The organism is Pseudomonas sp. FA117, from assembly GCF_057370475.1.
This window is the reverse complement of the sequence record NZ_CM170675.1, coordinates 4239303-4263343: the sequence shown is the minus strand read 5'-3', so window position 1 is coordinate 4263343 and position 24041 is coordinate 4239303. Positions and strand designations below refer to the sequence as shown.

Genomic DNA, 24041 nt, shown 5'->3' with positions numbered 1-24041 from the left:
GGGCGATCAGGTTTTCTTGTTCCAGACCGAAGGTTTTTCTCGTTGGACGCTGGTTGCGCAGGCTTTGAACAATAGCGCCCAGGCCGCGAGACCGCAGTCGTTCCTCAACAATACCAACAAGCCGAGGTATCCATGAACCCCACCGGCGTACAGCAGCAGGCAGCCACCCGATCCTCGGGCGGGCCTTTCGCCTGGTACCGTGACATCGACTCCCAGCAACGACGCACCTTCTGGAGCTGCAAGATCGGCTATGGCCTGGACGGCATGGACACGCAGATGCTCAGCTTCGTCATCCCCACCCTGATCATGATCTGGGGCATCAGCACCGCCGAGGCCGGCCTGATCCACACCAGCACCCTGATCGCCTCGGCCATCGGTGGCTGGATCGCCGGTATCCTCTCCGACCGTATCGGTCGCGTGCGCACCCTGCAGCTCACCGTGCTGTGGTTCGCCTTCTTCACCTTCCTCTGCGGCTTTGCCCAGAGCTACGAACAATTGCTGATCGCCCGCACCCTGATGGGCTTCGGTTTCGGTGGCGAATGGACCGCCGGTGCGGTGCTGATCGGCGAGGTGATCCGCGCCCAGGACCGCGGCAAGGCAGTGGGCATGGTGCAGTCCGGCTGGGCCATCGGCTGGGGCCTGACCGCGATCCTCTACGCGCTGCTGTTCTCCTGGCTGCCGGCCGAACAGGCCTGGCGCGCGCTGTTCCTGCTGGGGCTGCTGCCGGCGATCTTCGTGATCTTCGTGCGCCGCCTGGTCAAGGATCCGGAGGTCTATCGCCAGGCCAAGAGCGCGGAAAAGCCCGACGCGCCTTCGCATTTCTACGAAATCTTCGCCCCCGGCATGCTCTGGACCACGATCCGCGCCTCGCTGCTGACCACCGGCGCCCTGGGCGGCTACTACGCCATCACCTCCTGGCTGCCGACCTTCCTCAAGAACGAGCGCGGCCTGAGCGTGCTCGGGACCGGTGGCTACCTGGCCATGGTCATCGTCGGCTCCTACATCGGTTATGTGATCAGCGCCTACCTCAGCGACGTCCTGGGACGGCGCAAGAACTTCATCCTGTTCGCCGTGGGGTCGTTCGTCATCGTCCTGCTCTACACGCAGATGCCGGTCAGTGATGGCGTGATGCTGTGGCTGGGTTTCCCGCTGGGCTTCTTCGCCTCGGGTATCTTCAGCGGCATGGGCGCCTTCCTCACCGAGCTGTTCCCCACCCGCATCCGCGGCTCGGGGCAGGGCTTCTGCTACAACATCGGCAAGGTACTGGCGGCGATGTTCCCGCTGTTGATCGGCCTGCTCGGCGAGAAGATCCCGTTGGGCCTGGGCATCGGTGCGTTCGCTGCAGTCTCCTACGGTATCGTGATCGTTGCCGCGCTGAGCCTGCCGGAAACCCGTGGCCAGGAACTGAAGGCGCGATAAGGTAGACCTATGAACAGCTCAACAGGAGTACCACAGGTGAACCGCCTGCTTCTCAATTGCGACATGGGCGAAAGCTTCGGCAACTGGCGCATGGGCCTGGACGCCGAGGTGATGCCCTTCGTCGACTGCGCCAACATCGCCTGCGGCTACCATGCAGGCGATCCCGGCACCATGCGCCGCACAGTAGCGCTGGCGCTGCAGCACGATGTGACCATCGGCGCGCACCCGGCCTACCCGGACCTGGTCGGCTTCGGCCGCCGCTCCATGGCCTGCAGCGACGACGAGATCCGCGACCTGCTGCACTACCAGATTGGCGCCCTGGACGGTATCTGCAAGGTGCTCGGTGGCCGCGTGGCCTACGTCAAGCCGCATGGTGCGCTGTACAACGACATGATGGCCGACCCGCACAAGCTGCGTGCGGTGCTGGAGGCCGTGGCCGCCTACGACGCAGGCCTGCCGCTGATGCTGATGGCCACCGCCGACGACAGCGCTGCACAGGCCCTGGGCGACGAGATCGGTGTGCCGCTGTGGTTCGAAGCCTTCGCCGACCGTGCCTATACACCTACCGGCCACCTGGTATCGCGCCGCCTGCCCGGCGCCGTGCATCATGACCCGGCGCTGGTGGTCGAGCAGGCCGTACGCCTGGCCCGTGGCGAGACGTTGATGGCCAACGACGGCAGCGCGCTGCGGCTGAACGCTGCCACCTTGTGCGTGCATGGCGACAACGAAAGCTCGGTGGCCGCCGTGCGGCAGATCCGCCAGGCTCTCGATGCCCTGCAGCCATGAGGATGCACCGATGAAGCCACGTATCGAAGTGGTGGCGATCGACAGCCTGATGGTGCGGCTGTTCGACGCCATCGACGAGGCCAACATGCCGTGGATCCTTGCCGCCGGCCAACGCCTGCGCGCTGCGTTCGGCGTGCACCTGATCGACCTGGTGCCCTCGTATACCACCCTGATGCTGCAGTCGGACCTGGCCCCGGGCGAAGCGCGCCTGCGCATCGGCAAGGCGCTGGAAGGTTTGCAGCCCGATGCCGGCAACAGCGGTCGGCGTCACGAGATTCCGGTGTGGTACCACGCCAGCGTCGGGCCGGAACTGGCGCTGCTGGCTTCGCGCAGCGGCCTCAGCGAAAGCGAGGTGGTCCGCCTGCACAGCGAGCGCGACTACCCGGTGTTCGCCCTTGGCTTCGCGCCGGGCTTCGGCTTCATGGGGCTGGTGGACGAACGCCTGGCCACGCCACGCCTGAGCACGCCGCGCAAGCGCGTGGCGGCGGGCAGCGTGGGTATCGCCGAACGGCAGACCGCCGCTTATCCGGCGGTGTCGCCGGGCGGCTGGAATCTGATCGGGCGTACGCCGGTGCGTCTGTTCGACCGCGAGCGTGATGGCTACAGCCTGCTGCAGCCGGGCGACCGGGTACGGTTCGTGGCGGTGTCGCACGCCGAATTCATGGCCCTGGGCGGCGATGACCGCCCTATGGAGGCGCTGGCATGAGGCAGTTGAGGATTGAAGCCAGCACCGCGCTGTGCCAGTTGCAGGACGGCGGGCGCCTGGGCGTGCGTCACCTGGGCGTGACCCAGGGCGGAGCGCTGGACTGGGTGGCGATGAACTGGGCCAACTGGCTGCTGGGCAATACGCTGGACGCGCCAGTGGTGGAGGTGGCGCTGGGTGGGTTCAGCCTGCTCGCCGAACAGGACTGCGTACTGGCCCTGGCTGGCGCCGACCTGGACGCCCGGGTCGACGAGCAGCCGCTGGCGCCCTGGCGCAGCTTCGCCCTGCACAAGGGCCAACGCCTGACGTTGCGGCAACCGCGCCAGGGTGTACGTGCCTACCTGGCCGCTCCCGGCGGTTTTGCCGGCGAAGCGGTGCTGGGCAGCTGTTCGACGGTAGCGCGTGAAGCGCTGGGGGGCATCGAGGGGCGCGGTGAGGTGCTGGCGAAGGGGCAGGTTCTGCGCTTTGCCGAGGGCGCACCGGCCTTGCGCGAAGTGCCCGAAGCCCTGCGCCCGGTGTATCCGGCCAAGCCGCTACTGGACCTGGTGATGGGCGCACAGATCGGCGACTTCAGCGGTACCAGCCTGTTCGAGGCCTTCAACAGCGACTGGACGCTGGACAGCCGTGCCGACCGCATGGGCAGCCGTTTGCTGGGGCCGCAACTGGTCTACCAGGGCGCGCCGATGATTTCCGAGGGCATTCCGTTGGGGGCGGTGCAGGTGCCACCGGATGGGCAGCCGATCGTGCTGCTCAATGATCGCCAGACCATCGGCGGCTATCCGAGGCTGGGCGCCCTCACGCCACTGGCGCTGGCACAACTGGCGCAGTGCATGCCGGGGGCGGTGGTGCGGTTCAGGGCGGTGGTGCAGGAGACAGCGTGGCGCGAGCAGCAGAGGTATCTGCAGCGCTGGGCGTGAGCTATCGGGCCCTATCGCGGGGCGAGCCCGCTCCCACAGATACCCCACCGTCCTTGCGAACAATGGGGTATCTGTGGGAGCAACTGTCTTGCTCAAAATCCAGAGGCCAGCCCAATTCCTGTGGGAGCGGGCTTGTCCCGCGAACACGGGCGTAGCCCGTGCCATGCAGCGCGGTGCTTTCTTCGCGGGTAAACCCGCTCCCACACGTACTGTGTTCGGATTTACGTCGGCGTTGCACTCTCGTATCGAGGCAGTTCCACATCCTGCCATGGAGTACCGGTTCTTAGCATCGCATTGAGCCGTACGATGAAAGCTCTCATGCATGCCACAATCGCGACCTTGGCTACCTTCCCTCGTGCACGCAGTGCTTCGTACTTCGCCTTGAGCGAGGGGTTGTGCCTTACAGCCACCAGACACGACATGTACAACGTGCGCCTTATCTCAAACCGACCTCCCGAGATCGAGCGCTTGCCTACGGATGTTCCACTGTCGTGATTGAAAGGTGCCACCCCGACCAGCGAGGCTATCTCTCGGGTTTCCACGTGGCCCAATTCCGGCAACAGCGTCACAAGCTTCCCAGCCGTCACCAGCCCGATACCTTTGACCTGGACCAACTGGGCAATTCGTTCATCGCCCAGCCCTGCGGTGTGCAGCTCGATCTCATGCTCAATCTGCTTGATTTGAGACCAGAAGTGCTGAAGGTTGGACTTCAGGAAGTTGGCAACCACCTCAGACTGAGCCTGTTTCAGGCGCCGCTTGTCGTCATCTCGCTGCTGGACCAGCCGATCACGCTGCTGCAGCAGCTCGCGCAGCAACGCCCTCTGCGGACTGACCTGCAGAGTCGGTTTATCGGGGATAACTTCGGCGAAATGCGCTAATGCCGCAGCGTCGATGGCGTCGGTCTTGGCTTTGATATTCATGGACTCGGCAAACGACCTGGCTCGTCTGGGATTGACGCGAATGACCTTGTAGCCAGCGCTCTGCAAAAAGCTCAGAACCTCACGTTCGTATCCGCCTGTCGCCTCCAGCAGGACACGCTTGATCTTCAGACCTCGAAGGCTCTCCACCAATACCTCGAAACCTGCCAGATCATTGGTGACATTGAACTTGAGGCCCTGGGGACGGACCGCTATGTCCAGCGTACGACGAGAAACATCGATACCCACAAAGGAAACCATCACCAAAATCTCCTAGACTCAACAGAGTGAGAGAACTTTGGCTTGGCCCACGCTTGTGATTCGAGATCAGAGCCGCATCCAACTGTTCGGGCTCTCGCCAAAGTGGAACGGTGAATGGCAGCTTGTGCTCCCACTCGTGCTCAAGGCACATGCGGCATTCAGCTTGCCATTCACCGCTCTCACTCCAGATTCTAAACCCCTATCAAGACACAAGCGGGTTTGCCCAGCGATAGGGCGGGTACAGGCTACTCTCAGTTTTTCTCGCCTTGCAAAAGCTAAATTTCAAACGTTTTTGTGAGTCTGTGCGCGTGCTGAGAATAGGTCGGATCTTCGAACTCGAAGTAATTGCCCACTGCATGAATCAGCGTTGACCCAAACCGCGTGTACTCCTTGCTCCAGACCTGATAAAGGGATTCGCTCGGATGGCTCCGGTACGATAAAAGGTCTCCAGGTTCTACACAGGCTGCCGCCTGCTTGGAAGGCACGTCCTTGTAAAAATAGTGATCATAGCCTTCCAGTTTCACAAACAATGTGTAGTTGTCAAAATCTCGTCTGTGAATGATTCGGTGGGCGGTCTTTGTTTGAGGGATGCTTGCAGTCGTTACAACAGTATTTTTAGGCGCTACAAGCGCAAACTCATGCTCAACGTGAGGCCCATCCTGGACCGGCGTCGGCATGCGCTCATAGTTAATGTCTATCCGATTGGGTAAAGAGATTTTCTCCGCAACGTAATAGTAGTTATCCTGGTCGATGAGGGTATCCAGCGGTGTGGTACAGAGCCTGGAAGACAGGGTGTTCACGATGCTTTGCAAGCGCGCGCCGTTATTCAGTACCACGCCTACCAGAGTCATGTCATTCTCGATGTCCTTGAAGAAGCGTGCCATCACTCGGCCACCTGTCCCCATGCCCCAATAGAGGGTGTTCACGTTGGCCGCGAGCAGACCTTGCCCCTCCACGTGCATCAAGGGCTCCTTCGAGTTTCGTATGTCGTACGTAAAAAAAAGCTCATTATTTTTTGACATGCCGATATCTCCGTGTGGGGAGAATACCGTAGCGGTGTTCGTTGCCAGAGGTAACTGTCAAATCTACCAGTCACTGCCTGGAAAAAGTTTCGCGGGCAGCGCATGAAACAAGCCCGTGGAACCATCGTTTTAGCGCGTTCTACGAGCGTGCCGGAGTGCATCACGGATAGGCGGTTGTCTTTCAACCAAACGAGCATGGGCTCAACCCCATTCCCCTGACGGTATCCTGGCCGTGGCAGAAGATGCTATTTCGACAGATACCTCATCGCTTCTTCCAACCCTTGCAACGTCAGCGGGAACATCCGGTCCTCGACCAGTTCGCGCACCAGTTGGGTGGAGGCGGTGTAGTTCCAGGTCTGCTTGGGGTAGGGGTTGATCCAGACGATCTTCCTGAATTTCTCCATGAAGCGCTGCATCCACACGTACCCGGCCTCTTCGTTCCAGTGCTCGACGCTGCCGCCCGGCTGGGTGATCTCGTAGGGCGCCATCGCGGCATCGCCAACGAACACGACCTTGTAGTCATCGCCGTACTTGTGCAGCAGGTCGAAGGTGGAAAAGCGCTCGGAGGTGCGGCGCAGGTTGTTCTTCCACACCGACTCATAGACGAAGTTGTGGAAGTAGTAGTACTCCAGGTGCTTGAACTCGGTCTTGCAGGCCGAGAACAGTTCTTCGCACACTTTCACGTGGGCATCCATCGAGCCACCGATATCGAACAGCAACAGCAGCTTGACCGTGTTGCGCCGCTCCGGGCGCATCTGGATGTTCAAAAGCCCCGCATCGCGGGCGGTGTGGTCGATGGTGCCGTCGATGTCGAGTTCTTCGGCAGCGCCTTCGCGGGCGAACTTGCGCAGGCGGCGCAGGGCCAGCTTGATGTTGCGCGTACCCAGTTCGACCTGGTCGTCGAGGTTCTTGTACTCGCGCTGGTCCCACACCTTGACCGCCTTGCCCTGGCGCTTGCCGGCGTCGCCGACACGGATGCCTTCGGGGTTGAAGCCGCCTGAGCCGAACGGGCTGGTGCCGCCGGTGCCGATCCACTTGTTGCCGCCGGCGTGGCGTTCCTTCTGCTCTTCGAGGCGCTTCTTGAACTCTTCGATCAGCTTGTCGAGCCCACCGAGCGACTGGATCTGCGCGCGTTCCTCATCGCTGAGCGAGCGCTCGAACTCCTTGCGCAGCCACTCCTCGGGGATCAGCGCTTCAAGATGCCGGTCGAGATTTTCCAGCCCCTTGAAATAAGCGGAGAAGGCCCGGTCGAACTTGTCGAAATGGCGCTCGTCCTTGACCAGGATCGCCCGCGCCAGGTAGTAGAATTCGTCCATGTCGGCGAACACCACGCGCTGCTGCAGGGCGTTGAGCAGGTCGAGCAGTTCGCGCACCGACACCGGCACCTTGGCCGCGCGCATTTCGTTGAACAGGTTGAGCAGCATGGCCAGCCCCTCAGCGGTTGCCGCGTCGGCTCATGAAGGCCAGGCGCTCGAGCAGTTGCACGTCCTGCTCGTTCTTGACCAGGGCGCCGGCCAGTGGCGGGATGGCCTTGGTCGGATCGCGCTCGCGCAGCACCGCTTCGCCGATGTTGTCGGCCATCAGCAGCTTGAGCCAGTCGACCAGTTCGGAGGTGGAGGGCTTCTTCTTCAAACCTGGCACCTTGCGCACATCGAAGAATACGTCCAGTGCCTCGCTGACCAGCGATTGCTTGATGTTCGGGTAGTGCACATCGACGATGCGCTGCAGGGTTTCGCGGTCGGGGAAGGCGATGTAGTGGAAGAAGCAGCGGCGCAGGAAGGCGTCGGGCAGCTCCTTCTCGTTGTTGGAGGTGATGATGATGATCGGGCGCTGCCTGGCCTTGATGGTCTCGTCGATTTCGTAGACGTAGAACTCCATCTTGTCGAGTTCCTGCAGCAGGTCGTTGGGGAACTCGATGTCGGCCTTGTCGATCTCGTCGATCAGCAGGATCACCCGCTCATCGGCCTCGAAGGCTTCCCACAGCTTGCCTTTCTTCAGGTAGTTGCGCACGTCGTGGACCTTGTCCACGCCCAGTTGCGAGTCGCGCAGGCGGCTGACGGCGTCATATTCGTAGAGGCCCTGGTGGGCCTTGGTGGTCGACTTGATGTGCCAGGTGATCAGGCGCGCACCGAAAGATTCTGCCAGATGCTCGGCCAGCATGGTCTTGCCCGTGCCTGGCTCGCCCTTGACCAGCAGCGGGCGTTCGAGGGTGATGGCCGCGTTGACCGCCAGCTTCAGGTCGTCGGTGGCGACGTAGTTGCGGGTACCTTCGAATTTCATGGAGCCGATCCTCTGCGCGGTGTCAGTGGCGGCCTCATCGCGGGGAAAGCCCGCTCCCACAGGGGAGGGTACCTTGTGGGAGCGGGCTTGCCCGCGAAAAGGCCGGCACCGAGAACGGGTGTCTTTGGTGTGCCCCCGACTATAACGCGGCCCCAGGCAGCTGCAAACGCAGACCGGGTATTCAGTCCCTGAATGGCCCGTCACCCAGGTTTCAGTCAGCCTTGGGCGGCGGCTGCTCGTAGCGGGCGTTGAACGCCCGGACGAAACCATTGCGCAAGATCTGCAGGAATGCCTCGAATGCGCTGATGTTCTGCTGGTGCACGCTGCCACTGAGTTCGACGCGGGTGGCGAACTGGTTTTTCGGCTGGTTCTTCAGCACCGTTTCGCTGGCACCGACCACCGCCTCCCAGATCGAACGGAAGAAGCCCTTGTCCTTGTCTTCGACGTCCTGCTGCCAGTCGAACACATCGACATCGCGCAGCAATGGCTTGATATAGCCATTGAGCCGGCCGTTCTCGGCCTGGGCCTCGATCACCAGATCGCCGTGCCCGGCATTGAAATCGAACTTGCCATAGGCACTGGCGAAGTCGTTGAGCCGACGCAGTTCCAGGCCCTCGGCGCGCAGGCGGAACTCGAAGTCGTCGAAGTCGCTGAACGGATCGAAGGTGGCGCGGCTCTCGACCCGGGCATCCCCGGCAATCAGGGCGGTGGCCTCGAAGCTGGCGTCGCGCCGGCCCTTTTCATCGCGCACGTTGGTCAGGTTGCGGATGCTGGCCTGAAGCTGGGTGGCCTTGAGATTCACTGGCGGCTTGGAGCTGAAGTTGCGAAAGGTCAGGGTGCCGTCTTCGATGCGCACCTCGTTGAGGGTGATCGGCAGCAGCTTCTCCAGTTGCTGGCGCCAGTCGGTGCCCTGGCCGGTCTGCGAGTTCTGTTTGCTGCCGCCATCGACGAAGTTGAGTTCGGGATGCACGAACGCCACTTCGGCGACCACGGCCTGGTCGTACCACAGCGAATGCCAGCTCACCGACAGGTCGATCAGCGGCGCGTCGAGCAGCGGCACCGGCACCTTGCCGGTGGTCTTGACGATCTTCAGCCCGTTGATCTGGTAGGCGCCGCGCCACCAGGCCAGGTCGACGTCGGCGACCTGGCCGCGGTAGTCGCCCATGTCGGCGAGCTTGTCGTTGAGGTAGTCGCGCACCAGGTAGGGCAGGGCCAGGTGCAGGGCCACCAGCAGCACGACCAGGCCGGTCAGGCCGATCAGCGGCCAGCGATAACGGGCTTTCATCGCAAGCTCTCCAGGGCAGGTTGTGCGGTTGACCGCCACGCGCCGGGCTTGGTTCGAACGGGCTTTACGGGCTGCCGGGGCAGGCTTACCCTTGAGGCTTTCCCGCCTGTTTCCAGTGATCCAAGGACCCCAGCCATGAGCCGTATCTACGCCGACAACGCCCACTCCATCGGCAACACGCCGCTGGTGCAGATCAACCGCATCGCCCCGCGCGGGGTGACCATCCTGGCCAAGATCGAAGGGCGCAACCCGGGCTACTCGGTGAAGTGCCGGATCGGCGCGAACATGGTCTGGGACGCCGAGGGCAGCGGCAAGCTCAAGCCCGGCATGACCATCGTCGAGCCCACCTCGGGCAACACCGGCATCGGCCTGGCGTTCGTCGCAGCGGCGCGCGGCTACAAGCTGATCCTGACCATGCCGGCCTCCATGAGCCTGGAGCGGCGCAAGGTGCTCAAGGCGCTGGGCGCCGAGTTGGTGCTGACCGAACCTGCCAAGGGCATGAAGGGGGCGATCGAGAAAGCCAACGAGATCGTCGCCTCCGACCCTGCGCAGTATTTCCTGCCCGGGCAGTTCGAGAACCCGGCCAACCCGGCGATCCACGAGAAGACCACCGGCCCGGAAATCTGGAACGACACCGACGGCGCGGTGGATGTGCTGGTCGCCGGGGTCGGCACCGGCGGCACCATTACCGGCGTGTCGCGCTACATCAAGCACACCCAGGGCAAGCCACTGCTGTCGGTGGCCGTCGAGCCGGCGGCGTCGCCGCTGATCAGCCAGACCATCGCCGGTGAGGAGCTCAAGCCCAGCCCGCACAAGATCCAGGGCATCGGCCCGGGCTTCGTGCCGAAGAACCTCGATCTTTCGATCGTCGACCAGGTCGAGCTGGTCACCGATGAAGAGTCCAAGGCCATGGCCATCCGCCTGATGCAGGAGGAGGGGATTCTTTGCGGCATCTCCTGCGGCGCGGCGATGGCGGCGGCGGTGCGCCTGGCCGAGAAGCCGGAGATGCAGGGCAAGACCATCGTCGTGATCCTGCCCGACTCGGGCGAACGCTACCTGTCGAGCATGCTGTTCAGCGACCTGTTCAGCGAGCAGGAAAACCAGCAGTAACCTCGATCACTGCAGCAGACAGCCAGCCGGCGGTGCTGATCCGGGTCAATCGTCCGCGATCTTCATCCGCCGGCCAGCAGCTTGTGGCTTGCAGCCGCCTTCGATGGGTTTATCATGTCCGGCTATCCGGGGATGGCCTGATTTCCCCTCAAGGAGTGTTGCATGACCTTTTCCTTCGTCGCCAAGGCAGGTGTCCTGCTGGTGTTCATCGGCAGCGTGCTGTACGTGCACCTGCGCGGCAAGGCGCGCCTGCCGGTATTGCGCCAGTTCGTCAACCATTCGGCGCTGTTCGCTCCGTACAACAGCCTGATGTACCTGTTCTCCGGCGTACCGTCCAAGCCCTACCTGGACCGCCAGCGCTTCCCCGAGCTGGATGTGCTCAAGGATAACTGGCAGGAGATCCGCGAAGAGGCCATGCGCCTGTTCGACGAGGGCTACATTCGTGCAGCCGAAAAAGACAACGACGCCGGTTTCGGTTCGTTCTTCAAGAAGGGCTGGAAGCGTTTCTACCTGAAATGGTACGACAAGCCGCTGCCTTCGGCCCAAGCGCTGTGCCCGCGCACCGTCGAGCTGGTCAGCCGTATCCCCAACGTCAAGGGCGCGATGTTCGCCCTGCTGCCCGGCGGCAGCCACCTGAACCCGCACCGTGACCCGTTCGCCGGTTCCCTGCGCTATCACCTGGGGCTTTCCACGCCGAACTCCGACGACTGCCGCATCTACGTCGATGGCCAGGTCTACGCCTGGCGTGACGGCGAGGACGTGATGTTCGACGAAACCTACGTGCACTGGGTCAAGAACGAAACCGACGTGACCCGGGTGATCCTGTTCTGCGACGTCGAGCGCCCGCTCACCAGCCCGCTGATGACCCGCCTCAACCGCAAGGTCAGTGCCTTCCTCGGCCGCGCCACTGCGCCGCAGAACACCGACGACGAGCGAGTCGGCGGGATCAACCAGGCCTACGCCTGGAGCAAGCGCTTCAGCAACCGGATCAGCACCCATGTGAAGCAGTTCAAGCGCTCCAACCCCAAGGCCTACCGCATCCTGCGGCCGGTGCTGGCGGTGGTGGTGGCCTATCTGCTGTATCGCTGGTTGTTCTGATTCGCCGTGCCTCTTCGCGGGTTTGCCCGCGAGGAGGCTGGTCCGGGTAACCTGGGGTGTTGCCCAAGCTCCGATTCACCGCTATATTCCGAACCATCCATCTTCCCCGAAGACCTGTTCATGCCCGCCACCGTTTCCACCACTGCCTACGTTCTCGCGCCTGTCGCGGGCGTTGTCGTGCGTGGCAGCCAGCAGCCGGCCATGATCAGTCACTACCCACCACCTGTCAGTGGCGTCGTCGGCGGCGTATCCCCGCCCCGCTGCGTGGTCGTGCTGGGCTGATCGGCGTTCTCGCCGGCCCTCTCGCACCCGCAACCTACTGAACACGGTCGGCCTCTTCCCTCGCTGAAGCGCGCCCACCGTCTGGCTATCGCCTATTTTTCAGGTGGCACTACATGTCTATCCTTAGCAAAGCATCCGTGGCCTCGGCGGCCACCACCAGCCTGTTCGTCCTGCTGTGGAGCAGCGGGGCGATCGTCTCCAAGCTCGGTCTGGCCCAGGCCAGCCCCCTCGCCTTCCTGTTGCTGCGTTCGGCGCTGGCCCTGGCCGGCCTACTGCTGATCGGCCCGCTGCTGGGGCTGCGCTGGCCGCGCAGCCGCAGCGCGATCCTGCGGGCCCTGGGCACTGGTTGCGTGCTGCTCGGCGCCTACCAGATCTTCTACCTGCTGGCGCTCGACACCCACGTGACGCCCGGCGTCATGGCCACGGTCATGGGCGTGCAACCGATCCTCACCGTGGTGCTGATGGAGCGTCGGCGCTCCTGGAGTCGGCTGTTCGGCCTTGGCCTGGGGCTCGCTGGCCTGGTGATGGTGGTCTACCAAAGCATCAACCTGGGCGGGGTGTCGCTGGCCGGGATGCTGTTCGCCTTGCTGGCGCTGGCCAGCATGACCTTCGGCTCGATCCTGCAGAAGCGCATCACCGACAACCCGATGGGCACCTTGCCGCTGCAGTACATGGCGGGGTTTGCCCTGTGCGCGGTGTTCGCGCCGTTCCAGCCGCTGCAGGTGCAGTGGAGCGCCGGCTTTGCCGGTGCCCTGCTGTGGATGGGCCTGGTGGTGTCGCTGCTGGCGACCTTGCTGCTGTACCGGCTGATCGCCCGTGGCAACCTGGTCAACGTCACCAGCCTGTTCTACCTGGTGCCGGCAGTGACCGCGGTGATGGACTTCATCATCTTCGGCAACCGCCTGGCGCCGCTCAGCCTGCTGGGCATGGGGCTGATCGTGGTGGGCCTGCTGTTCGTGTTCCGCAAGCCAGCGGCCAAGCTGGCCGAGGCCTGACCAGGCCCTCAGCCACGGGCCGGCCGCAGCACCAGCCACAGTGCTGCGGCAATCAGCACGCCACCATACAGGTGCGCCATCGACAGGGGTTCACCCAGCAGCCAGGCGCCCCACAGCACCCCGAACACCGGAATCAGGAAGGTCACGGTGCTGGCCTTGACCGGCCCGATTTCGTTGAGCAGGCGGAAGTACAGGATGTAGGCGAATGCCGTGCAGATCAGCCCCAGGCCCAGCAGCGACAGCCACACCGACCAGCCGCCCCAGCTGGCGGGCGGATGGCTCAGGGCGCTCCAGGCGAACAGCGGCGTCATGAGCAGCGTGGCACCGAGCATGCTGCCCAGGGCCGAGAGGCGGCTGTCCAGGCCGCTGACCCAGCGTCGGGCGAGAAAGCCGGCAAAACCGTAGCAGGTGGTGGCGGCCAGGCACGCCAGGGCTCCCTGCACCAGGGCCATGTCCAGCGCCACCGGGCCTGCCCCGCTGAGAATGCCGACACCGAGCAGGCCAAGGAAGATGCCGCACAGCTTGGGCACGGTCATGGCCTCACGGAAGAACAGTGTGCCGATCAGCACGCCCATCAGCGGCGTGGTGGCGTTGAAGATCGCCGAGTAGCCTGCCGGCAGGACCTGTGCGGCCACCGAGTAGAAGGTGGCCGGAATCCCCGAGTTGATCATGCCCAGCACCAGGCAGGCGCCGAGCTTGCCCTGGAAGTCCCAGCGCACCCTGGCTGCGGCGAGAATGCCGATCAGGCCCAGACAGGCAATGGAGACGCGAAAGAAGGCGGTGGGCACGGTGCCGAGTTCCGGAGCGATGATGCGCATGAACAGGAAGCTCGCCCCCCAGACAGCAGCGAGAGTCAGCAGGCGGGTGAGGGCGATGGGGGTCACGGGGGGGCTCCGGCAGTCAGGCAAGGGCGGGAGTGTACGTGAGGCAGGGGCCGGTTGCCTGTCGTTTCTTGCGGATGTTTTTCCGGCCCTGTCGCGGTGCCGACAAAACCTGCGAACTATCTGGATCGGGCTAAGCTCAGCCGTTGAACCCTGTGCAGAGATCTTCCTATGCCCCCGTCATGGCCGGCCGCCGCCATCGCCCGGATGATCCTCGATGGCTTCGACAACTATCGCGAGCACTTCCGGCGCATCACGCTGGGCGCTCGCGAGCGCTTCGAACAGGCGCGCTGGCAGGCGATCCAGGACGCCGCTGCCGCCCGGATAAACCTCTACGAAGACAAGGTCGCCGAGGTCAACGGCTGGCTGCGACAGGGCTTCGACGCCGCGCTGCTGCTGGATGTGGAGCAGTGGCCGCTGGTCAAGAACGCCTATATCCGCCTGATCGACCCGCGCCTGGACGATGAGCTGGCGGAGACCTGGTACAACTCGCTGTTCTGCAGCCTGTTCAGCCACGACCTGATCAGCGACGGCTGCATGTTCATCCACACCACGCGCCCGGCCATGCGTGGCCATGAGCGTGCGACGCAGACCCGCACCTATCACCTGCGTGACGGCCTCGGTGGCCTGTTGCGGGCGATCTTCGCCGATCACCCGTTCACGGTGGCCTATGCCGACCTCGACGGTGACCTGGCGCGGCTCGAGGCGCAGTTGCGCGAGAGCCTGCCCGACTGGGTGTGCAAGGACCCGGCGCTGGCGCTGGAGCTGTTTTCGCCGGTGCTGTACCGCAACAAGGGCGCCTACCTGGTCGGTCGCCTGCACACCCGCGACGAGCAGTGGCCACTGGTGATCCCGCTGCTGCACCGCGAGGGCCAGGGTATCGAGGCCGATGCGCTGATCACCGACGAGGCCGAAGTGTCGATCATCTTCTCCTTCACCCGTTCGTATTTCATGGTCGATGTGCCGGTGCCGGCGGAGTTCGTCAACTTCCTCAAGCGCATCCTGCCGGGCAAGCATGTCGCCGAGCTGTACACCTCGATCGGCTTCTACAAGCATGGCAAGTCGGAGTTCTACCGGGCGCTGATCAATCACCTGGCCGGCAGCGACGACCGCTTCGTCATGGCCCCCGGTGTGCGCGGCATGGTGATGAGCGTGTTCACCCTGCCGGGCTTCAATACCGTGTTCAAGATCATCAAGGACCGCTTTTCGCCCTCCAAGACCGTCGACCGCGCCACGGTGATCGACAAGTACCGTCTGGTAAAGAGTGTCGATCGTGTCGGGCGCATGGCCGATACCCAGGAGTTCGCCGATTTTCGCTTTCCCGTGGCCAAGTTCGAGCCTCGATGCCTGGCCGAGCTGCTGGAGGTCGCGCCCTCGACGGTGGTCGTGGAGGGCGACAGCGTGCTGATCCGCCACTGCTGGACCGAGCGGCGCATGACGCCGCTGAACCTGTACCTGGAACAGGCCAGCGAGGCCCAGGTGCTCGAGGCGCTGGAAGACTACGGCCTGGCGATCAAGCAGCTGGCGGCGGCGAACATCTTTCCCGGCGACATGCTGCTGAAGAACTTCGGTGTGACCCGGCACGGGCGGGTGGTGTTCTATGACTACGACGAGATCAGCTTTCTCACCGAGGTGAATTTTCGTCATATCCCGCCGCCGCGTTACCCGGAGGACGAGATGTCCGGCGAGCCGTGGTATTCGATCGGGCCGCACGATGTGTTTCCCGAGGAGTTTCCACCCTTCCTGTTCGCCGATATCGGCCAGCGGCGCCTGTTCAGCCGGTTGCATGGCGAGTTGTATGACGCAGGTTACTGGCAGGGGCTGCAGGCGGCGATACGGGAAGGGAAGGTGATCGATGTGTTTCCCTATCGGCGCAGGGGCCGGTGAGGGTAGCCACCACCCGGCGTCACCCCTTGAGGCACTTCAACTCGCTGAAATCACTGCGCACCTTGGCCAGCCGGTCCTGCAGGAACTGGCGCTGCGTCGGGGTGCTCTGCTGCATCAGGTCCACCAGCAGGCTGCGGGCCTGCAGTTCGGTGTTCTCGAAGGCGTTGCGATACGCCGGTGACCACAGGCTTTCCTTGCGCTGCAGCAACTGCGCCAGGCGCGGCTCGAACGCCGGGCTCTGGCGTTGGTCCATGGCCAGCACCAGTTGCTGCTGCCAGGCCTCGCGGTTGGCGATCCATTCGCGGTTCTGGTCGCCCAGCGCCTGCGACCAGGTCATCACCCGCAGGCGCTGGCGGGCATTGAGTTCGCCCAGCCACGGCTTGAGGCGCTTCTCCATGCGCGTGGCGCGTTCCTGGATCTGCCGGGGCAGCGGAGTGTCGACATAGTCCTTCTGGCGTTCGGCAATGTCGTCGCTGAAGGCCTTGCGCATTTCGGCCACCTGCGTATCGCTCATGCCCCGCAGCAGTTCGGTGGCCGAGGGGGTGATTTCCTCGGCGACCCGACCGATGGCCAGGCGCGCCTCGGCCGTGCGCTGCTGCAGGGCTTCGTCGGTCACGGCCTGGTTGGCGACCATCAGGCGCACCCTGTCGAGCCAGTCGAGGTAGCCGGGCAGTTGCGTCTTGCAGTGCCAGGCCAGGTGGCCTCTGAGCCGTTCGTCGAGCAAGGCCTTCTGCTGGCGGTTCATGTCCAGGTAGTCGCCCAGCGACCAGGGCACCAGGCGGTCGAGGTTGCGATAGGCGAGGTCGATGCGGCTGCAGGCCGCGAGCGTGAGGGTGAAACCGAGGATGAGCAGCAGGGCTCTGGTCAGGCGGACAGGCATGAGCGAATCCTTGCAGGTTGCTTGCCAGGCAATAGACGCGGGGCGCTGCCGACGGTTCCCACGGATCGGGCAGGCGGGCAGCTTCGGGTGTAGAATAGCCGCCTTGTCTTGAGGAACATCGGAAATGGCTCTGCTTGGGCGTTACAACAGTTTGCAAATCGTGAAACACGTGGAGTTCGGTCTGTACCTGGACGGCGGCGCCGACGGCGAGATCCTCCTGCCCAGGCGCTACTTCCCCAAGGACGCGGAGCTCGAGCTCGACGACTGGCTGAACGTGTTCATCTACCTGGACAGCGAAGACCAGCTGATCGCCACCACCGAGAAGCCCAAGGTGCAGGTCGGCGAGTTTGCCAGCCTCAAGGTCAAGGATATCAACGGCGCCGGTATCTTCCTCGACTGGGGTCTGTCCAAGGACCTGCTGATGCCTTACTCGGAAGAGGCGCAGCAGCTGAAGATCGGTGACTACTGCGTGATCCACGCCTACCTCGACAAGCGCACCCGGCGCATCACCGCCACCGCGCGCCTGGACCGCTACCTCGACCGCACGCCGGCCGACTACAAGGCGGGCCAGCCTGTCGAGCTGCTGGTGGCAGGCGAAACGCCGATGGGCTTCAAGGCGATCATCAACAACCGCCACTGGGGCCTGATCCACAAGAACGAGGTGTTCAAGTTCCTGCGTTCGGGCATGCACGAGAAGGGTTTCGTCAAGGAAGTGCGCCACGACGGCAAGATCGCCCTGAGTCTGCAACCGGTGGGCGCGGCGTTGGCAGATGGCCTGCAGGCGCAGATCCTCAAGCGCCTGGACGAGGCCGGTGGCGTGCTGCCGGTGTGCGACAAGAGTGCGCCGGAGGAGATCACCCGGCTGTTCAATGTCAGCAAGGGCAACTTCAAGAAGGCCATTGGCGGCCTGTTCAAGCAGGGGCTGATCGTCATCCATGACGATCGCATCGAGCGGGTCTGATCAGGCCTGGACGAAGGTGCTGAAGTCCAGCTGGTCACCGCCCGGGCGGGTGTCGCGCAGCAGCGAGTCGCGGTCGGCGCTCAGCGCCAGGCTGATGGTCGAGCGACGCTTGCCGGGGTGGCGGATCTCCATCTGCTCCTGGTGAGCGCGCAGGAAGTTGACCGGCACTTTCAGGTGCTGCAGCTCGTCGGTTTCCGGGGTGTGCAGCAGCAGGTTGACCCAGTCGGGCTGGCCCTTGCGCAGCAAGGCCGCCGGCACCTCGAACCACCACAGGTTGCGTTTCTTGTCGAGGATGGCGAACAGGGTGTTGTCGCGGTCGAGTACCGGCCGGGCCAGCGCTTGGTTGCGCCGGGCGATGGCGGTGGGTTTGTCGAGTTTCATGCAGGTTCCTGCGGGTTGACGCCAGAAAGGCCTGACATTGTGCGGGGTGGCGCGCAGCGCAGCAAGGGTCGAGGGGGCTGGGCCTGCGAAGAGGCCCTGAGCGTCACCGCCGCAACGGCTGGCTCAATTCCGAGGTCGCGCCATCGGCCGTCGTCACCGTCGCGGTGAAGCTGTTCAACCCGGTAGCGGCATCGAGCCGCTTCTCGAAGCGCGCCTTGCCCTGGGCATCGCTGGCGACCAGCACCTCCCCCAGATACTGCTCCGCCTCCCGCCCGTGCGCCGCCGCATTGCCGAACACCTCGATGCGCAACAGGCTGGATGCCGGGCCTTGCACTTCACCTTGCAGCACCTGCCCGGACAACCCGGTCAACTGCGGCGCCTGCTGGTTGTGATTGGGCAGCGGCTGGCACGGCTGGGGTTGGCCGTTGCCATCGCAGATGATCGCCTGGTCCTTTTTCGCCAGCTCCGCGCCGACACCGCGCGAGCCGACGTACAGCGCATGCGCCTGGGCCGGCACACCGAAGATGATCGCGCCGGTGCGCTGGTTGGCCACGCACGAGCCACCCGCCTCGCAGCGCCGGATATCCAGGCCGTTGCCCCAGATGCGGTTGGCCGTGACGCGTGTGGCGGTGACTTGCGGTTCCGGGCGCAGGGCCACGCCGATGCGGTTGCCGTGGATCAGGTTGCCGTCGAGGATGTTGCCCTCGCCGGTCACGCTGATGCCGATGGAGTTGCCGGTGAAGGTATTGGCACCCAGATAGTTGCGCTTGCCCCAGTTGATCTGCAGGCCGTCGGAATAGTTCTCGAAGCGGTTGCGCACCACGCTGTTGTCGTTGCCCAGCAGGATCTCGATGCCTTGGGAGGGCTCGGGGTTGGCGGCGGTGGAGCGGAACAGGTTGTCCGCGACCAGGTTGAACGCCGCACCGCGGGTCAGCTCAAGCCCGTCGCCGTTGTCGATCAGCTGGTTGCGCAGCACCTTGTTGTTGAGCGTGGTGGTCGCGGTGGGGTTGCCCGCGCCGTCGTCGCCGGTGAGCATGATCCCGGCACCGCCCTTGTTGGCAACGATGCGGTTGTCTTCGATGACGTTGCCGCTGGCGCGGTTGACCAGGATGCCGATGCAGAAGTTGCGCACTTCCAGGCCGCTCAGGTGCACGCCCTGGGTATCGCGCAGCACCAGCCCGGGGTGGGTGGTGCTGCGCACGTTGGTGCCGAACTGGCCGGGTACGGCGCCGGGGCAGGTGTGCACGCCCTGGTCCTTGATGTAGCCGCTGCCGTCGATGGCGATGTATTGGCCGTCGCGTGCCCAGGACAGCCCGGTGATGCGCACGGGCCCCTGGATGGCCGGCAGCGGCCGGGTCGGGCGGATCACGTAGGGCGGCGCGCCGACCGCGGCGATGTCGATGCGGTAGTGGCCGGGGTTGCGGTTGCTGGTTTCCAGTGCCCAGCGCAGGGTACCGGGCTGGTCGTCGTCGCTGTAGCGCTCGACGCGCAGGGTTTGCACGGGGGATGAATCGGTGGCGAAGGCGGGCAGGGGCAACAGCGGCAGCAGGGCCGTGAGCAGGCAGGACACACGCATGGGCAGGATTTCCGTGAGTTGTTGTTCTTGTGAGTGGCCGGATTCTAGAGCTGCGGGCGCTGTGTACGCAGCCGGGCGGGCTCGATTCGGTGCGGTATTCGCCCGCTGTTTGCCGTTTGCGCCGATCACTGCGAAATGATTGAAACTCTCGGCCAAGCGAGCCGGTCCACCTTTTGTCGACACGGTTCACGTGTCTCTTTTTGCAGGAGATTCGCCATGAGCGGCACCAAAGACAAAGCCAAGGGGCTGGCCAACGAAGCGGTTGGCAACATCAAGCAGGGCGTCGGCAAGGTGACCGACAACGACAAGTTGCGTGCCGAGGGCAAGGCCCAGGAACTCAAGGGCGAGGCGCAGCAGAAGGTCGGCCAGGTCAAGGATGCGGTGAAGAAGCCTTGATCGACGCTTGATGCGCCGGGCTCATGACGGACAGGCGTACAAGGCGTGTCCGCCATGGGCCTTTTTTTGTCCGTAGCCGTTTTCCTGAATTCTCCAGTGAGCAGTACGTCAGCCGCGTGGTCTATTAGACTTGTCTGCACAGTTGCAACCACGATGATCAAGCGGCGAAAGGAGACGCTATGATTTTTCCCGCCTTGCAGGGCCTGCCTCTGCACCGCGTACTGGTGCGTACCGTCAAGGAATTCCTCGACGACGAGATGTCCACCTATGCCTCGGCACTGGCCTACCAGATGCTGTTCTCGCTGTTCCCCTTCATCCTGTTCCTGATCGCCCTGATCGGTTTCCTGCACCTGCCGGACTTCTTCTCCTGGCTGCGCCTGCAGTCCGAACTGGTGCTGCCGCCCCAGGCGCTGGAACAGGTCAATCCGGTCATCGACCAGTTGCAGCAGTCGAAGGGTGGGCTGCTCTCGGTGGGTATCGTCATTGCCCTGTGGACGGCCTCCGCTGGCGTGCGCCTGATGATGAGCGCCATGAACGCCGCCTATGACGTGCCCGAGGGCCGGCCGGTGTGGAAGCGCATCCCGCTGTCGATCTTCTACACCATCGGCATCGCCGGCATGCTCCTGGCGGCCGCCGCATTGATGGTGCTGGGGCCGCAGGTGATGGAGTGGATCGCCGCGCAGGTCGGCCTGCAGGAAGTGATCGTGACGGTGTGGACGGTGCTGCGCTGGCCGGCGATCGTCATCCTGATGATGGTCGCAGTGGCGCTGATCTACTACGTGATGCCCGACGTGAAGCAGAAATTCCGTTTCATCACGCCAGGTTCGGTGCTGGCGGTGGTGGTGTGGATCATCGCCTCGCTGGGCTTTGCCTACTACGTCAAGACCTTCGCCGACTACAACGCCATGTACGGCAGCATCGGGGCGATCATCGTGCTGCTGCTGTATTTCTATATCTCCGCCGCCGTGCTATTGCTGGGTGCCGAGATGAATGCAGTGATCGAGCACATGTCCGCCGAAGGCAAGGACCCCGGCGAGAAGGATTTCGACGGCGAGCAGCCGAAGGACACCATCACCGTGCTCGGCCATGAGCATCCCGCTCAGCCCGAACCCCAGACCCGCGAGCCGAACACCTGATGATCCGTGACATCCTCAAGATGGGCGACGAACGCCTGCTGCGCATCGCCCCTCCCGTGCCCGAGCACCTGTTCGGCAGCGCCGAACTGCAGCAACTGATCGACGACATGTTCGAGACCATGCACCATGTCGGCGGCGTCGGCCTGGCCGCGCCGCAGATCGGTATCGACCTGCAACTGGTGATCTTCGGTTTCGAGCGCAGCGAGCGCTACCCCGATGCCGAGCCGGTGCCGCAGACCATCCTGCTCAATCCGCTGATCACGCCCATGTCCAGCGAAGTCGAGGAGGGTTGGGAGGGGTGCCTGTCGGTGCCTGGCCTGCGTGGTGTGGTGCCGCGCTATAAGCACATCCGCTATGACGGCTTCGACCCGCAGGGCAACCCGATCAATCGCTTCGCCGACGGTTTCCATGCCCGCGTGGTGCAGCACGAGTGCGACCACCTGATCGGTCGGCTCTACCCTTCGCGCATCCAGGATTTCTCCCGGTTCGGCTATACCGATGTGCTGTTCCCAGGGCTCGACGTCGCCGACGACTGAGCCCGCACCAACGCCACCAATGGCTTGCTGCGCTGGTAGCGGGCCAGGCGCGAGGCGAGTTCGGCGGGCAGGGTGCTGGCTGCCACGAACCCTTGGCGTGCATAGAAGGCGTGCAGGTCCGGGTGACAGAACAGCCAGGTCGGGCCTGTGCAGTCGGCCAGCGCGGCATTCACCAGCCCGGCGGCAACGCCTCGGCCGCGCCATTGCGGCGCCACGAACAGGCCTGTGAGCCAGTGGCCGTCGCCGACCGGTGTCAGGTTCAGCCCACCGATCATTGTCGAGGCACGCGCTACCCACAACCGGCCCTCGGCAACGGCGCGCATGCGTGATCCGTGCTGGCGATAGAAATGGTCGAGCAGACGGCGCCGCGTTCGACATAGCGGCTGGTATCGGGGCGTGATCATGGGCGGCTTTGTCGCAGATTGTTGCAAATCTGACAAGGGTGAATATCCCACTACGGGGTTCAAGTATTAAGCGGCGGGCGTAGAATTCACTCATCCCTTCTGCAGTACGACGATGCGGGATCGGTGCTTCGTGTCATCGCAGTCGATGACAACTTCTCCGCGCCATTGACGGCATAAGAAGTCAATCGATCAGCTTGATTGCTTTCAAGGCCACACACTCATGAAACCACTTCTGATTCTTGCATTGGTCGGGATGTCTTCGTTCGCCCTCGCCGACGAGGCCAAGACCGCCCAGACCCAGACTCCCGTGCAGTACGACTACTCGATGAACCTCGATATCAAGCGGGTGATCAACCTCTCGACCATCCCCGAGGTGTGCGACGTGGTGCCGGCGACCATGACCTATGAAGACCACCAGGGCCAGGTCCACACCATCCAGTACCGGGCCATGGGGGAGGGTTGCCAGCAGGGTTGATGCGCGCCCCCAAGCCCCGCGCCCTCACATTGTGCCGAGCACCGCGCGTACCACCTCCAGCCCCTGCTTGAGGTGCGCGCGGCTGGCGGCAGCCGACAGGCTGATGCGCACCGCTCGCACGTCATCGCCACCCACCGCGAAGACGCTGGCGGGCACCACTTCCACACCACGCTCGCGACATGCCGCCACCAGTTGTTCGGCAGGCCCTGGTGTGCGTACCCAGACATGCGGCGAAGGCTGTTCCTGGCCTGGCAAGGCCTCACCCAGCAGTCGTCGCGCCAGACGCCAGCGTTCGCCGACCTCCTCCCGTTGCCAGGCCAGCCGCCGTGCAGCCGTGCCATCGGCGATCCACTGGCAGGCGATGCGCAGGTTCAGCGGCGACACCGGCCAGTGCGTGGCGCGGGCATGCGGGTCGATCTGTTCGAGCAGCTGCGCCTGGGCGGCGATCCAGCCCAGGCGCAGCCCGGCGGCGACCGTCTTGGACAGGCTGCTGACCAGGATGCCCTGGCCCTCGAGCAACGGGTACAAGGGCGGCCGATCGCTCAGCGCGCCGTAGACATCATCCTCGATCACCCGCAGACCGTGGCGCCTCGCCACCTCGGCGATGGCCTGGCGACGGTTGTCGTCCATGCAGGCTCCGGTGGGGTTGTGCAGGGTGGGGGTGGTCACCAGGACCCTGGCACCACTGGCCCGTGCGACCCGGTCCAGTTCATCCGGGCGCAGCCCCTGGTGATCCAGGGCCACGCCATGTACCGGCAGGCGCAACTGGCGACACGCAGCCTTGATCCCCGGTGCGGTCAGGGCTTCGACCAGCACCGCCTCGCCGGGCTGGCACAACGACTGCAGCACACAGGCCAGGCCCTGCTGGGCGCCGCCGCACAGCAACAGGTCGTCGGCACCCACCGACAGCCCGCGCAGGGCCAGCCAGCGCGCGCCGTGCAGGCGCCCCAGAAGCAGCTGGTCGTGGTCGAGATAGTGATCGAGCAGGTCGGAGCCCGCTTCCTGGAGCAGGACCTGGAGGCTGTGCTGCAGGTCGTGCGGGTGTGGGTCGGCCACCGGCACGTTGGTCGACAGGTCGATCAGCGGGGTGTGCCGGTCGTGCTGCTTGAGGCGAAACAGCGTGGCCTCCTTGCTGCCAGCCAGCACATAGGTGCCGCGGCCCACTTCGCCGGCCACCAGGTGCCGGGCGGCGGCCTCGCGGTAGGCCTGCTGGGTGGTGCTGGGGTTGAGCCCCAGCTTCCAGGCCAGGCGCCGCTGCGGTGGCAGGCGTTCACCGACTTTCAGTTCACCGCGCTCGATGGCGGCGGCGATGGCGTCGACCAGCGCCAGGTAGCGCGGCTGGCCGTCGTCGAGCAGTTGCGGAGTCCACACGAAATTGCCGCCCATGCAATATAAGGTTTGACCCATACAATGCCCGGCGCTCAGGATCGTGGCAACTGCCCTCGATGAAGGA

The 24041-nt window shown here is 64.1% G+C and carries 24 protein-coding genes; 13 read left to right on the top strand and 11 right to left on the bottom strand.

Going from position 1 to position 24041, the window contains the following annotated elements; genetic code table 11:
• Positions 1-132: 132 nt before the first annotated feature.
• From AC1TXO_RS19725 to AC1TXO_RS19710, 4 genes are read left to right on the top strand one after another with little or no spacing between them, the layout of a single operon-like run.
• Positions 133-1419 carry an MFS transporter gene (locus tag AC1TXO_RS19725; protein ID WP_486403287.1) on the top strand — a complete coding sequence of 429 codons (1287 nt, stop codon included), beginning with the start codon at positions 133-135 and terminating at the stop codon, positions 1417-1419.
• 9 nt (positions 1420-1428) lie between these two features.
• A complete protein-coding gene (locus tag AC1TXO_RS19720) occupies positions 1429-2205 on the top strand; it encodes a 5-oxoprolinase subunit PxpA (protein WP_486403286.1) in 777 nt (258 codons plus the stop codon).
• 10 nt (positions 2206-2215) lie between these two features.
• The gene (gene pxpB, locus AC1TXO_RS19715) at positions 2216-2911 is read left to right on the top strand and encodes a 5-oxoprolinase subunit PxpB (protein ID WP_486403285.1); all 696 of its coding nucleotides are present in this window, start codon (positions 2216-2218) and stop codon (positions 2909-2911) included.
• Complete coding sequence (locus tag AC1TXO_RS19710) at positions 2908-3825, top strand: 5-oxoprolinase subunit C family protein (protein ID WP_486403284.1); 918 nt, start codon at positions 2908-2910, stop codon at positions 3823-3825. Before pxpB ends, AC1TXO_RS19710 begins: the two co-directional genes overlap by 4 nt.
• 221 nt (positions 3826-4046) lie before the next feature.
• Here AC1TXO_RS19710 and AC1TXO_RS19705 read toward each other — a convergent pair whose 3' ends face one another.
• From AC1TXO_RS19705 to AC1TXO_RS19685, 5 genes are all read right to left on the bottom strand, one after another.
• Positions 4047-5003 (bottom strand): IS110 family RNA-guided transposase, encoded by a 957-nt coding sequence (locus AC1TXO_RS19705; RefSeq protein WP_486406870.1) that lies wholly within the window; start codon positions 5001-5003, stop codon positions 4047-4049.
• A 275-nt stretch (positions 5004-5278) separates the two neighbouring features.
• Positions 5279-6025 carry a hypothetical protein gene (locus tag AC1TXO_RS19700; protein WP_486403283.1) on the bottom strand — a complete coding sequence of 249 codons (747 nt, stop codon included), beginning with the start codon at positions 6023-6025 and terminating at the stop codon, positions 5279-5281.
• Positions 6026-6270: 245 nt separating this feature from the next.
• Positions 6271-7449 (bottom strand): vWA domain-containing protein, encoded by a 1179-nt coding sequence (locus AC1TXO_RS19695; protein ID WP_486403282.1) that lies wholly within the window; start codon positions 7447-7449, stop codon positions 6271-6273.
• A 10-nt stretch (positions 7450-7459) separates the two neighbouring features.
• Complete coding sequence (locus AC1TXO_RS19690) at positions 7460-8305, bottom strand: AAA family ATPase (protein ID WP_486403281.1); 846 nt, start codon at positions 8303-8305, stop codon at positions 7460-7462.
• 211 nt (positions 8306-8516) lie between these two features.
• Positions 8517-9590: a DUF748 domain-containing protein gene (locus AC1TXO_RS19685; RefSeq protein ID WP_486403280.1), complete on the bottom strand. Its 1074-nt coding sequence runs from the start codon at positions 9588-9590 to the stop codon at positions 8517-8519.
• Positions 9591-9725: 135 nt separating this feature from the next.
• Between AC1TXO_RS19685 and cysK the strand changes: the two genes are divergently transcribed.
• The 3 genes from cysK to AC1TXO_RS19670 all read left to right on the top strand — a co-directional run bounded on the left by cysK (position 9726) and on the right by AC1TXO_RS19670 (position 13075).
• Entirely contained in the window at positions 9726-10700 is a 975-nt protein-coding gene (gene cysK / locus AC1TXO_RS19680; RefSeq protein ID WP_486403279.1) for a cysteine synthase A, read from the top strand.
• A gap of 162 nt (positions 10701-10862) precedes the next feature.
• Complete coding sequence (locus AC1TXO_RS19675) at positions 10863-11798, top strand: aspartyl/asparaginyl beta-hydroxylase domain-containing protein (RefSeq protein WP_486403278.1); 936 nt, start codon at positions 10863-10865, stop codon at positions 11796-11798.
• A gap of 395 nt (positions 11799-12193) precedes the next feature.
• On the top strand, positions 12194-13075 hold the full coding sequence (locus AC1TXO_RS19670; RefSeq protein ID WP_486403277.1) for a DMT family transporter: 882 nt from the start codon (positions 12194-12196) through the stop codon (positions 13073-13075).
• Positions 13076-13083: 8 nt separating this feature from the next.
• Here the strand turns inward: AC1TXO_RS19670 and AC1TXO_RS19665 are convergent, their stop codons facing one another.
• Entirely contained in the window at positions 13084-13959 is an 876-nt protein-coding gene (locus tag AC1TXO_RS19665) for a DMT family transporter (RefSeq protein WP_486403276.1), read from the bottom strand.
• 168 nt (positions 13960-14127) lie between these two features.
• On the opposite strand from AC1TXO_RS19665, the gene aceK reads away from it, so the two are divergent.
• On the top strand, positions 14128-15843 hold the full coding sequence (gene aceK / locus AC1TXO_RS19660; RefSeq protein ID WP_486403275.1) for a bifunctional isocitrate dehydrogenase kinase/phosphatase: 1716 nt from the start codon (positions 14128-14130) through the stop codon (positions 15841-15843).
• Between the two features lie 19 nt (positions 15844-15862).
• Here aceK and AC1TXO_RS19655 read toward each other — a convergent pair whose 3' ends face one another.
• Entirely contained in the window at positions 15863-16723 is an 861-nt protein-coding gene (locus AC1TXO_RS19655; RefSeq protein ID WP_486403274.1) for a DUF6279 family lipoprotein, read from the bottom strand.
• A gap of 124 nt (positions 16724-16847) precedes the next feature.
• Here AC1TXO_RS19655 and AC1TXO_RS19650 point away from each other — a divergent pair, with 124 nt between their 5' ends.
• Positions 16848-17684, top strand: coding sequence for a CvfB family protein (locus tag AC1TXO_RS19650; RefSeq protein WP_486403273.1), 837 nt, complete (start codon positions 16848-16850; stop codon positions 17682-17684).
• On the opposite strand, the gene AC1TXO_RS19645 is transcribed toward AC1TXO_RS19650, so the two are convergent.
• Together AC1TXO_RS19645 and AC1TXO_RS19640 are read right to left on the bottom strand one after the other, a co-directional pair.
• Complete coding sequence (locus AC1TXO_RS19645; protein WP_486403272.1) at positions 17685-18065, bottom strand: hypothetical protein; 381 nt, start codon at positions 18063-18065, stop codon at positions 17685-17687.
• Between the two features lie 103 nt (positions 18066-18168).
• Entirely contained in the window at positions 18169-19641 is a 1473-nt protein-coding gene (locus AC1TXO_RS19640) for a right-handed parallel beta-helix repeat-containing protein (RefSeq protein WP_486403271.1), read from the bottom strand.
• A 216-nt stretch (positions 19642-19857) separates the two neighbouring features.
• Between AC1TXO_RS19640 and AC1TXO_RS19635 the strand changes: the two genes are divergently transcribed.
• From AC1TXO_RS19635 to def, 3 genes are all read left to right on the top strand, one after another.
• On the top strand, positions 19858-20037 hold the full coding sequence (locus tag AC1TXO_RS19635) for a CsbD family protein (RefSeq protein ID WP_486403270.1): 180 nt from the start codon (positions 19858-19860) through the stop codon (positions 20035-20037).
• 179 nt (positions 20038-20216) lie between these two features.
• A complete protein-coding gene (locus tag AC1TXO_RS19630; protein WP_486403269.1) occupies positions 20217-21173 on the top strand; it encodes a YihY/virulence factor BrkB family protein in 957 nt (318 codons plus the stop codon).
• Positions 21173-21709, top strand: coding sequence for a peptide deformylase (gene def, locus AC1TXO_RS19625; RefSeq protein WP_486403268.1), 537 nt, complete (start codon positions 21173-21175; stop codon positions 21707-21709). Before AC1TXO_RS19630 ends, def begins: the two co-directional genes overlap by 1 nt.
• Here def and AC1TXO_RS19620 read toward each other — a convergent pair.
• Positions 21664-22113 (bottom strand): GNAT family N-acetyltransferase, encoded by a 450-nt coding sequence (locus AC1TXO_RS19620; RefSeq protein ID WP_486403267.1) that lies wholly within the window; start codon positions 22111-22113, stop codon positions 21664-21666. The two genes, def and AC1TXO_RS19620, sit on opposite strands and share 46 nt — an antisense overlap.
• Before the next feature lie 220 nt (positions 22114-22333).
• Here AC1TXO_RS19620 and AC1TXO_RS19615 point away from each other — a divergent pair, with 220 nt between their 5' ends.
• Complete coding sequence (locus AC1TXO_RS19615; RefSeq protein ID WP_486403266.1) at positions 22334-22588, top strand: DUF2790 domain-containing protein; 255 nt, start codon at positions 22334-22336, stop codon at positions 22586-22588.
• Between the two features lie 24 nt (positions 22589-22612).
• Here the strand turns inward: AC1TXO_RS19615 and AC1TXO_RS19610 are convergent, their stop codons facing one another.
• Complete coding sequence (locus tag AC1TXO_RS19610) at positions 22613-23959, bottom strand: aminotransferase-like domain-containing protein (protein WP_486406869.1); 1347 nt, start codon at positions 23957-23959, stop codon at positions 22613-22615.
• Positions 23960-24041: the final 82 nt, after the last annotated feature.

What these genes read in the sequence shown, in the direction of transcription:
- AC1TXO_RS19620 (WP_486403267.1), bottom strand. Translation starts at nt 22,113, where the DNA reads ATGATCACGCCCCGATACCAGCCGCTATGTCGAACGCGGCGCCGTCTG.
- AC1TXO_RS19725 (WP_486403287.1), top strand. Translation starts at nt 133, where the DNA reads ATGAACCCCACCGGCGTACAGCAGCAGGCAGCCACCCGATCCTCGGGC.
- AC1TXO_RS19635 (WP_486403270.1), top strand. Translation starts at nt 19,858, where the DNA reads ATGAGCGGCACCAAAGACAAAGCCAAGGGGCTGGCCAACGAAGCGGTT.
- AC1TXO_RS19630 (WP_486403269.1), top strand. Translation starts at nt 20,217, where the DNA reads ATGATTTTTCCCGCCTTGCAGGGCCTGCCTCTGCACCGCGTACTGGTG.
- AC1TXO_RS19710 (WP_486403284.1), top strand. Translation starts at nt 2,908, where the DNA reads ATGAGGCAGTTGAGGATTGAAGCCAGCACCGCGCTGTGCCAGTTGCAG.
- AC1TXO_RS19695 (WP_486403282.1), bottom strand. Translation starts at nt 7,449, where the DNA reads ATGCTGCTCAACCTGTTCAACGAAATGCGCGCGGCCAAGGTGCCGGTG.
- AC1TXO_RS19655 (WP_486403274.1), bottom strand. Translation starts at nt 16,723, where the DNA reads ATGCCTGTCCGCCTGACCAGAGCCCTGCTGCTCATCCTCGGTTTCACC.
- AC1TXO_RS19645 (WP_486403272.1), bottom strand. Translation starts at nt 18,065, where the DNA reads ATGAAACTCGACAAACCCACCGCCATCGCCCGGCGCAACCAAGCGCTG.
- AC1TXO_RS19700 (WP_486403283.1), bottom strand. Translation starts at nt 6,025, where the DNA reads ATGTCAAAAAATAATGAGCTTTTTTTTACGTACGACATACGAAACTCG.
- AC1TXO_RS19615 (WP_486403266.1), top strand. Translation starts at nt 22,334, where the DNA reads ATGAAACCACTTCTGATTCTTGCATTGGTCGGGATGTCTTCGTTCGCC.
- AC1TXO_RS19720 (WP_486403286.1), top strand. Translation starts at nt 1,429, where the DNA reads ATGAACAGCTCAACAGGAGTACCACAGGTGAACCGCCTGCTTCTCAAT.
- AC1TXO_RS19685 (WP_486403280.1), bottom strand. Translation starts at nt 9,590, where the DNA reads ATGAAAGCCCGTTATCGCTGGCCGCTGATCGGCCTGACCGGCCTGGTC.
- AC1TXO_RS19670 (WP_486403277.1), top strand. Translation starts at nt 12,194, where the DNA reads ATGTCTATCCTTAGCAAAGCATCCGTGGCCTCGGCGGCCACCACCAGC.
- AC1TXO_RS19650 (WP_486403273.1), top strand. Translation starts at nt 16,848, where the DNA reads ATGGCTCTGCTTGGGCGTTACAACAGTTTGCAAATCGTGAAACACGTG.
- AC1TXO_RS19690 (WP_486403281.1), bottom strand. Translation starts at nt 8,305, where the DNA reads ATGAAATTCGAAGGTACCCGCAACTACGTCGCCACCGACGACCTGAAG.
- def (WP_486403268.1), top strand. Translation starts at nt 21,173, where the DNA reads ATGATCCGTGACATCCTCAAGATGGGCGACGAACGCCTGCTGCGCATC.
- aceK (WP_486403275.1), top strand. Translation starts at nt 14,128, where the DNA reads ATGCCCCCGTCATGGCCGGCCGCCGCCATCGCCCGGATGATCCTCGAT.
- pxpB (WP_486403285.1), top strand. Translation starts at nt 2,216, where the DNA reads ATGAAGCCACGTATCGAAGTGGTGGCGATCGACAGCCTGATGGTGCGG.
- AC1TXO_RS19675 (WP_486403278.1), top strand. Translation starts at nt 10,863, where the DNA reads ATGACCTTTTCCTTCGTCGCCAAGGCAGGTGTCCTGCTGGTGTTCATC.
- AC1TXO_RS19640 (WP_486403271.1), bottom strand. Translation starts at nt 19,641, where the DNA reads ATGCGTGTGTCCTGCCTGCTCACGGCCCTGCTGCCGCTGTTGCCCCTG.
- AC1TXO_RS19705 (WP_486406870.1), bottom strand. Translation starts at nt 5,003, where the DNA reads ATGGTTTCCTTTGTGGGTATCGATGTTTCTCGTCGTACGCTGGACATA.
- cysK (WP_486403279.1), top strand. Translation starts at nt 9,726, where the DNA reads ATGAGCCGTATCTACGCCGACAACGCCCACTCCATCGGCAACACGCCG.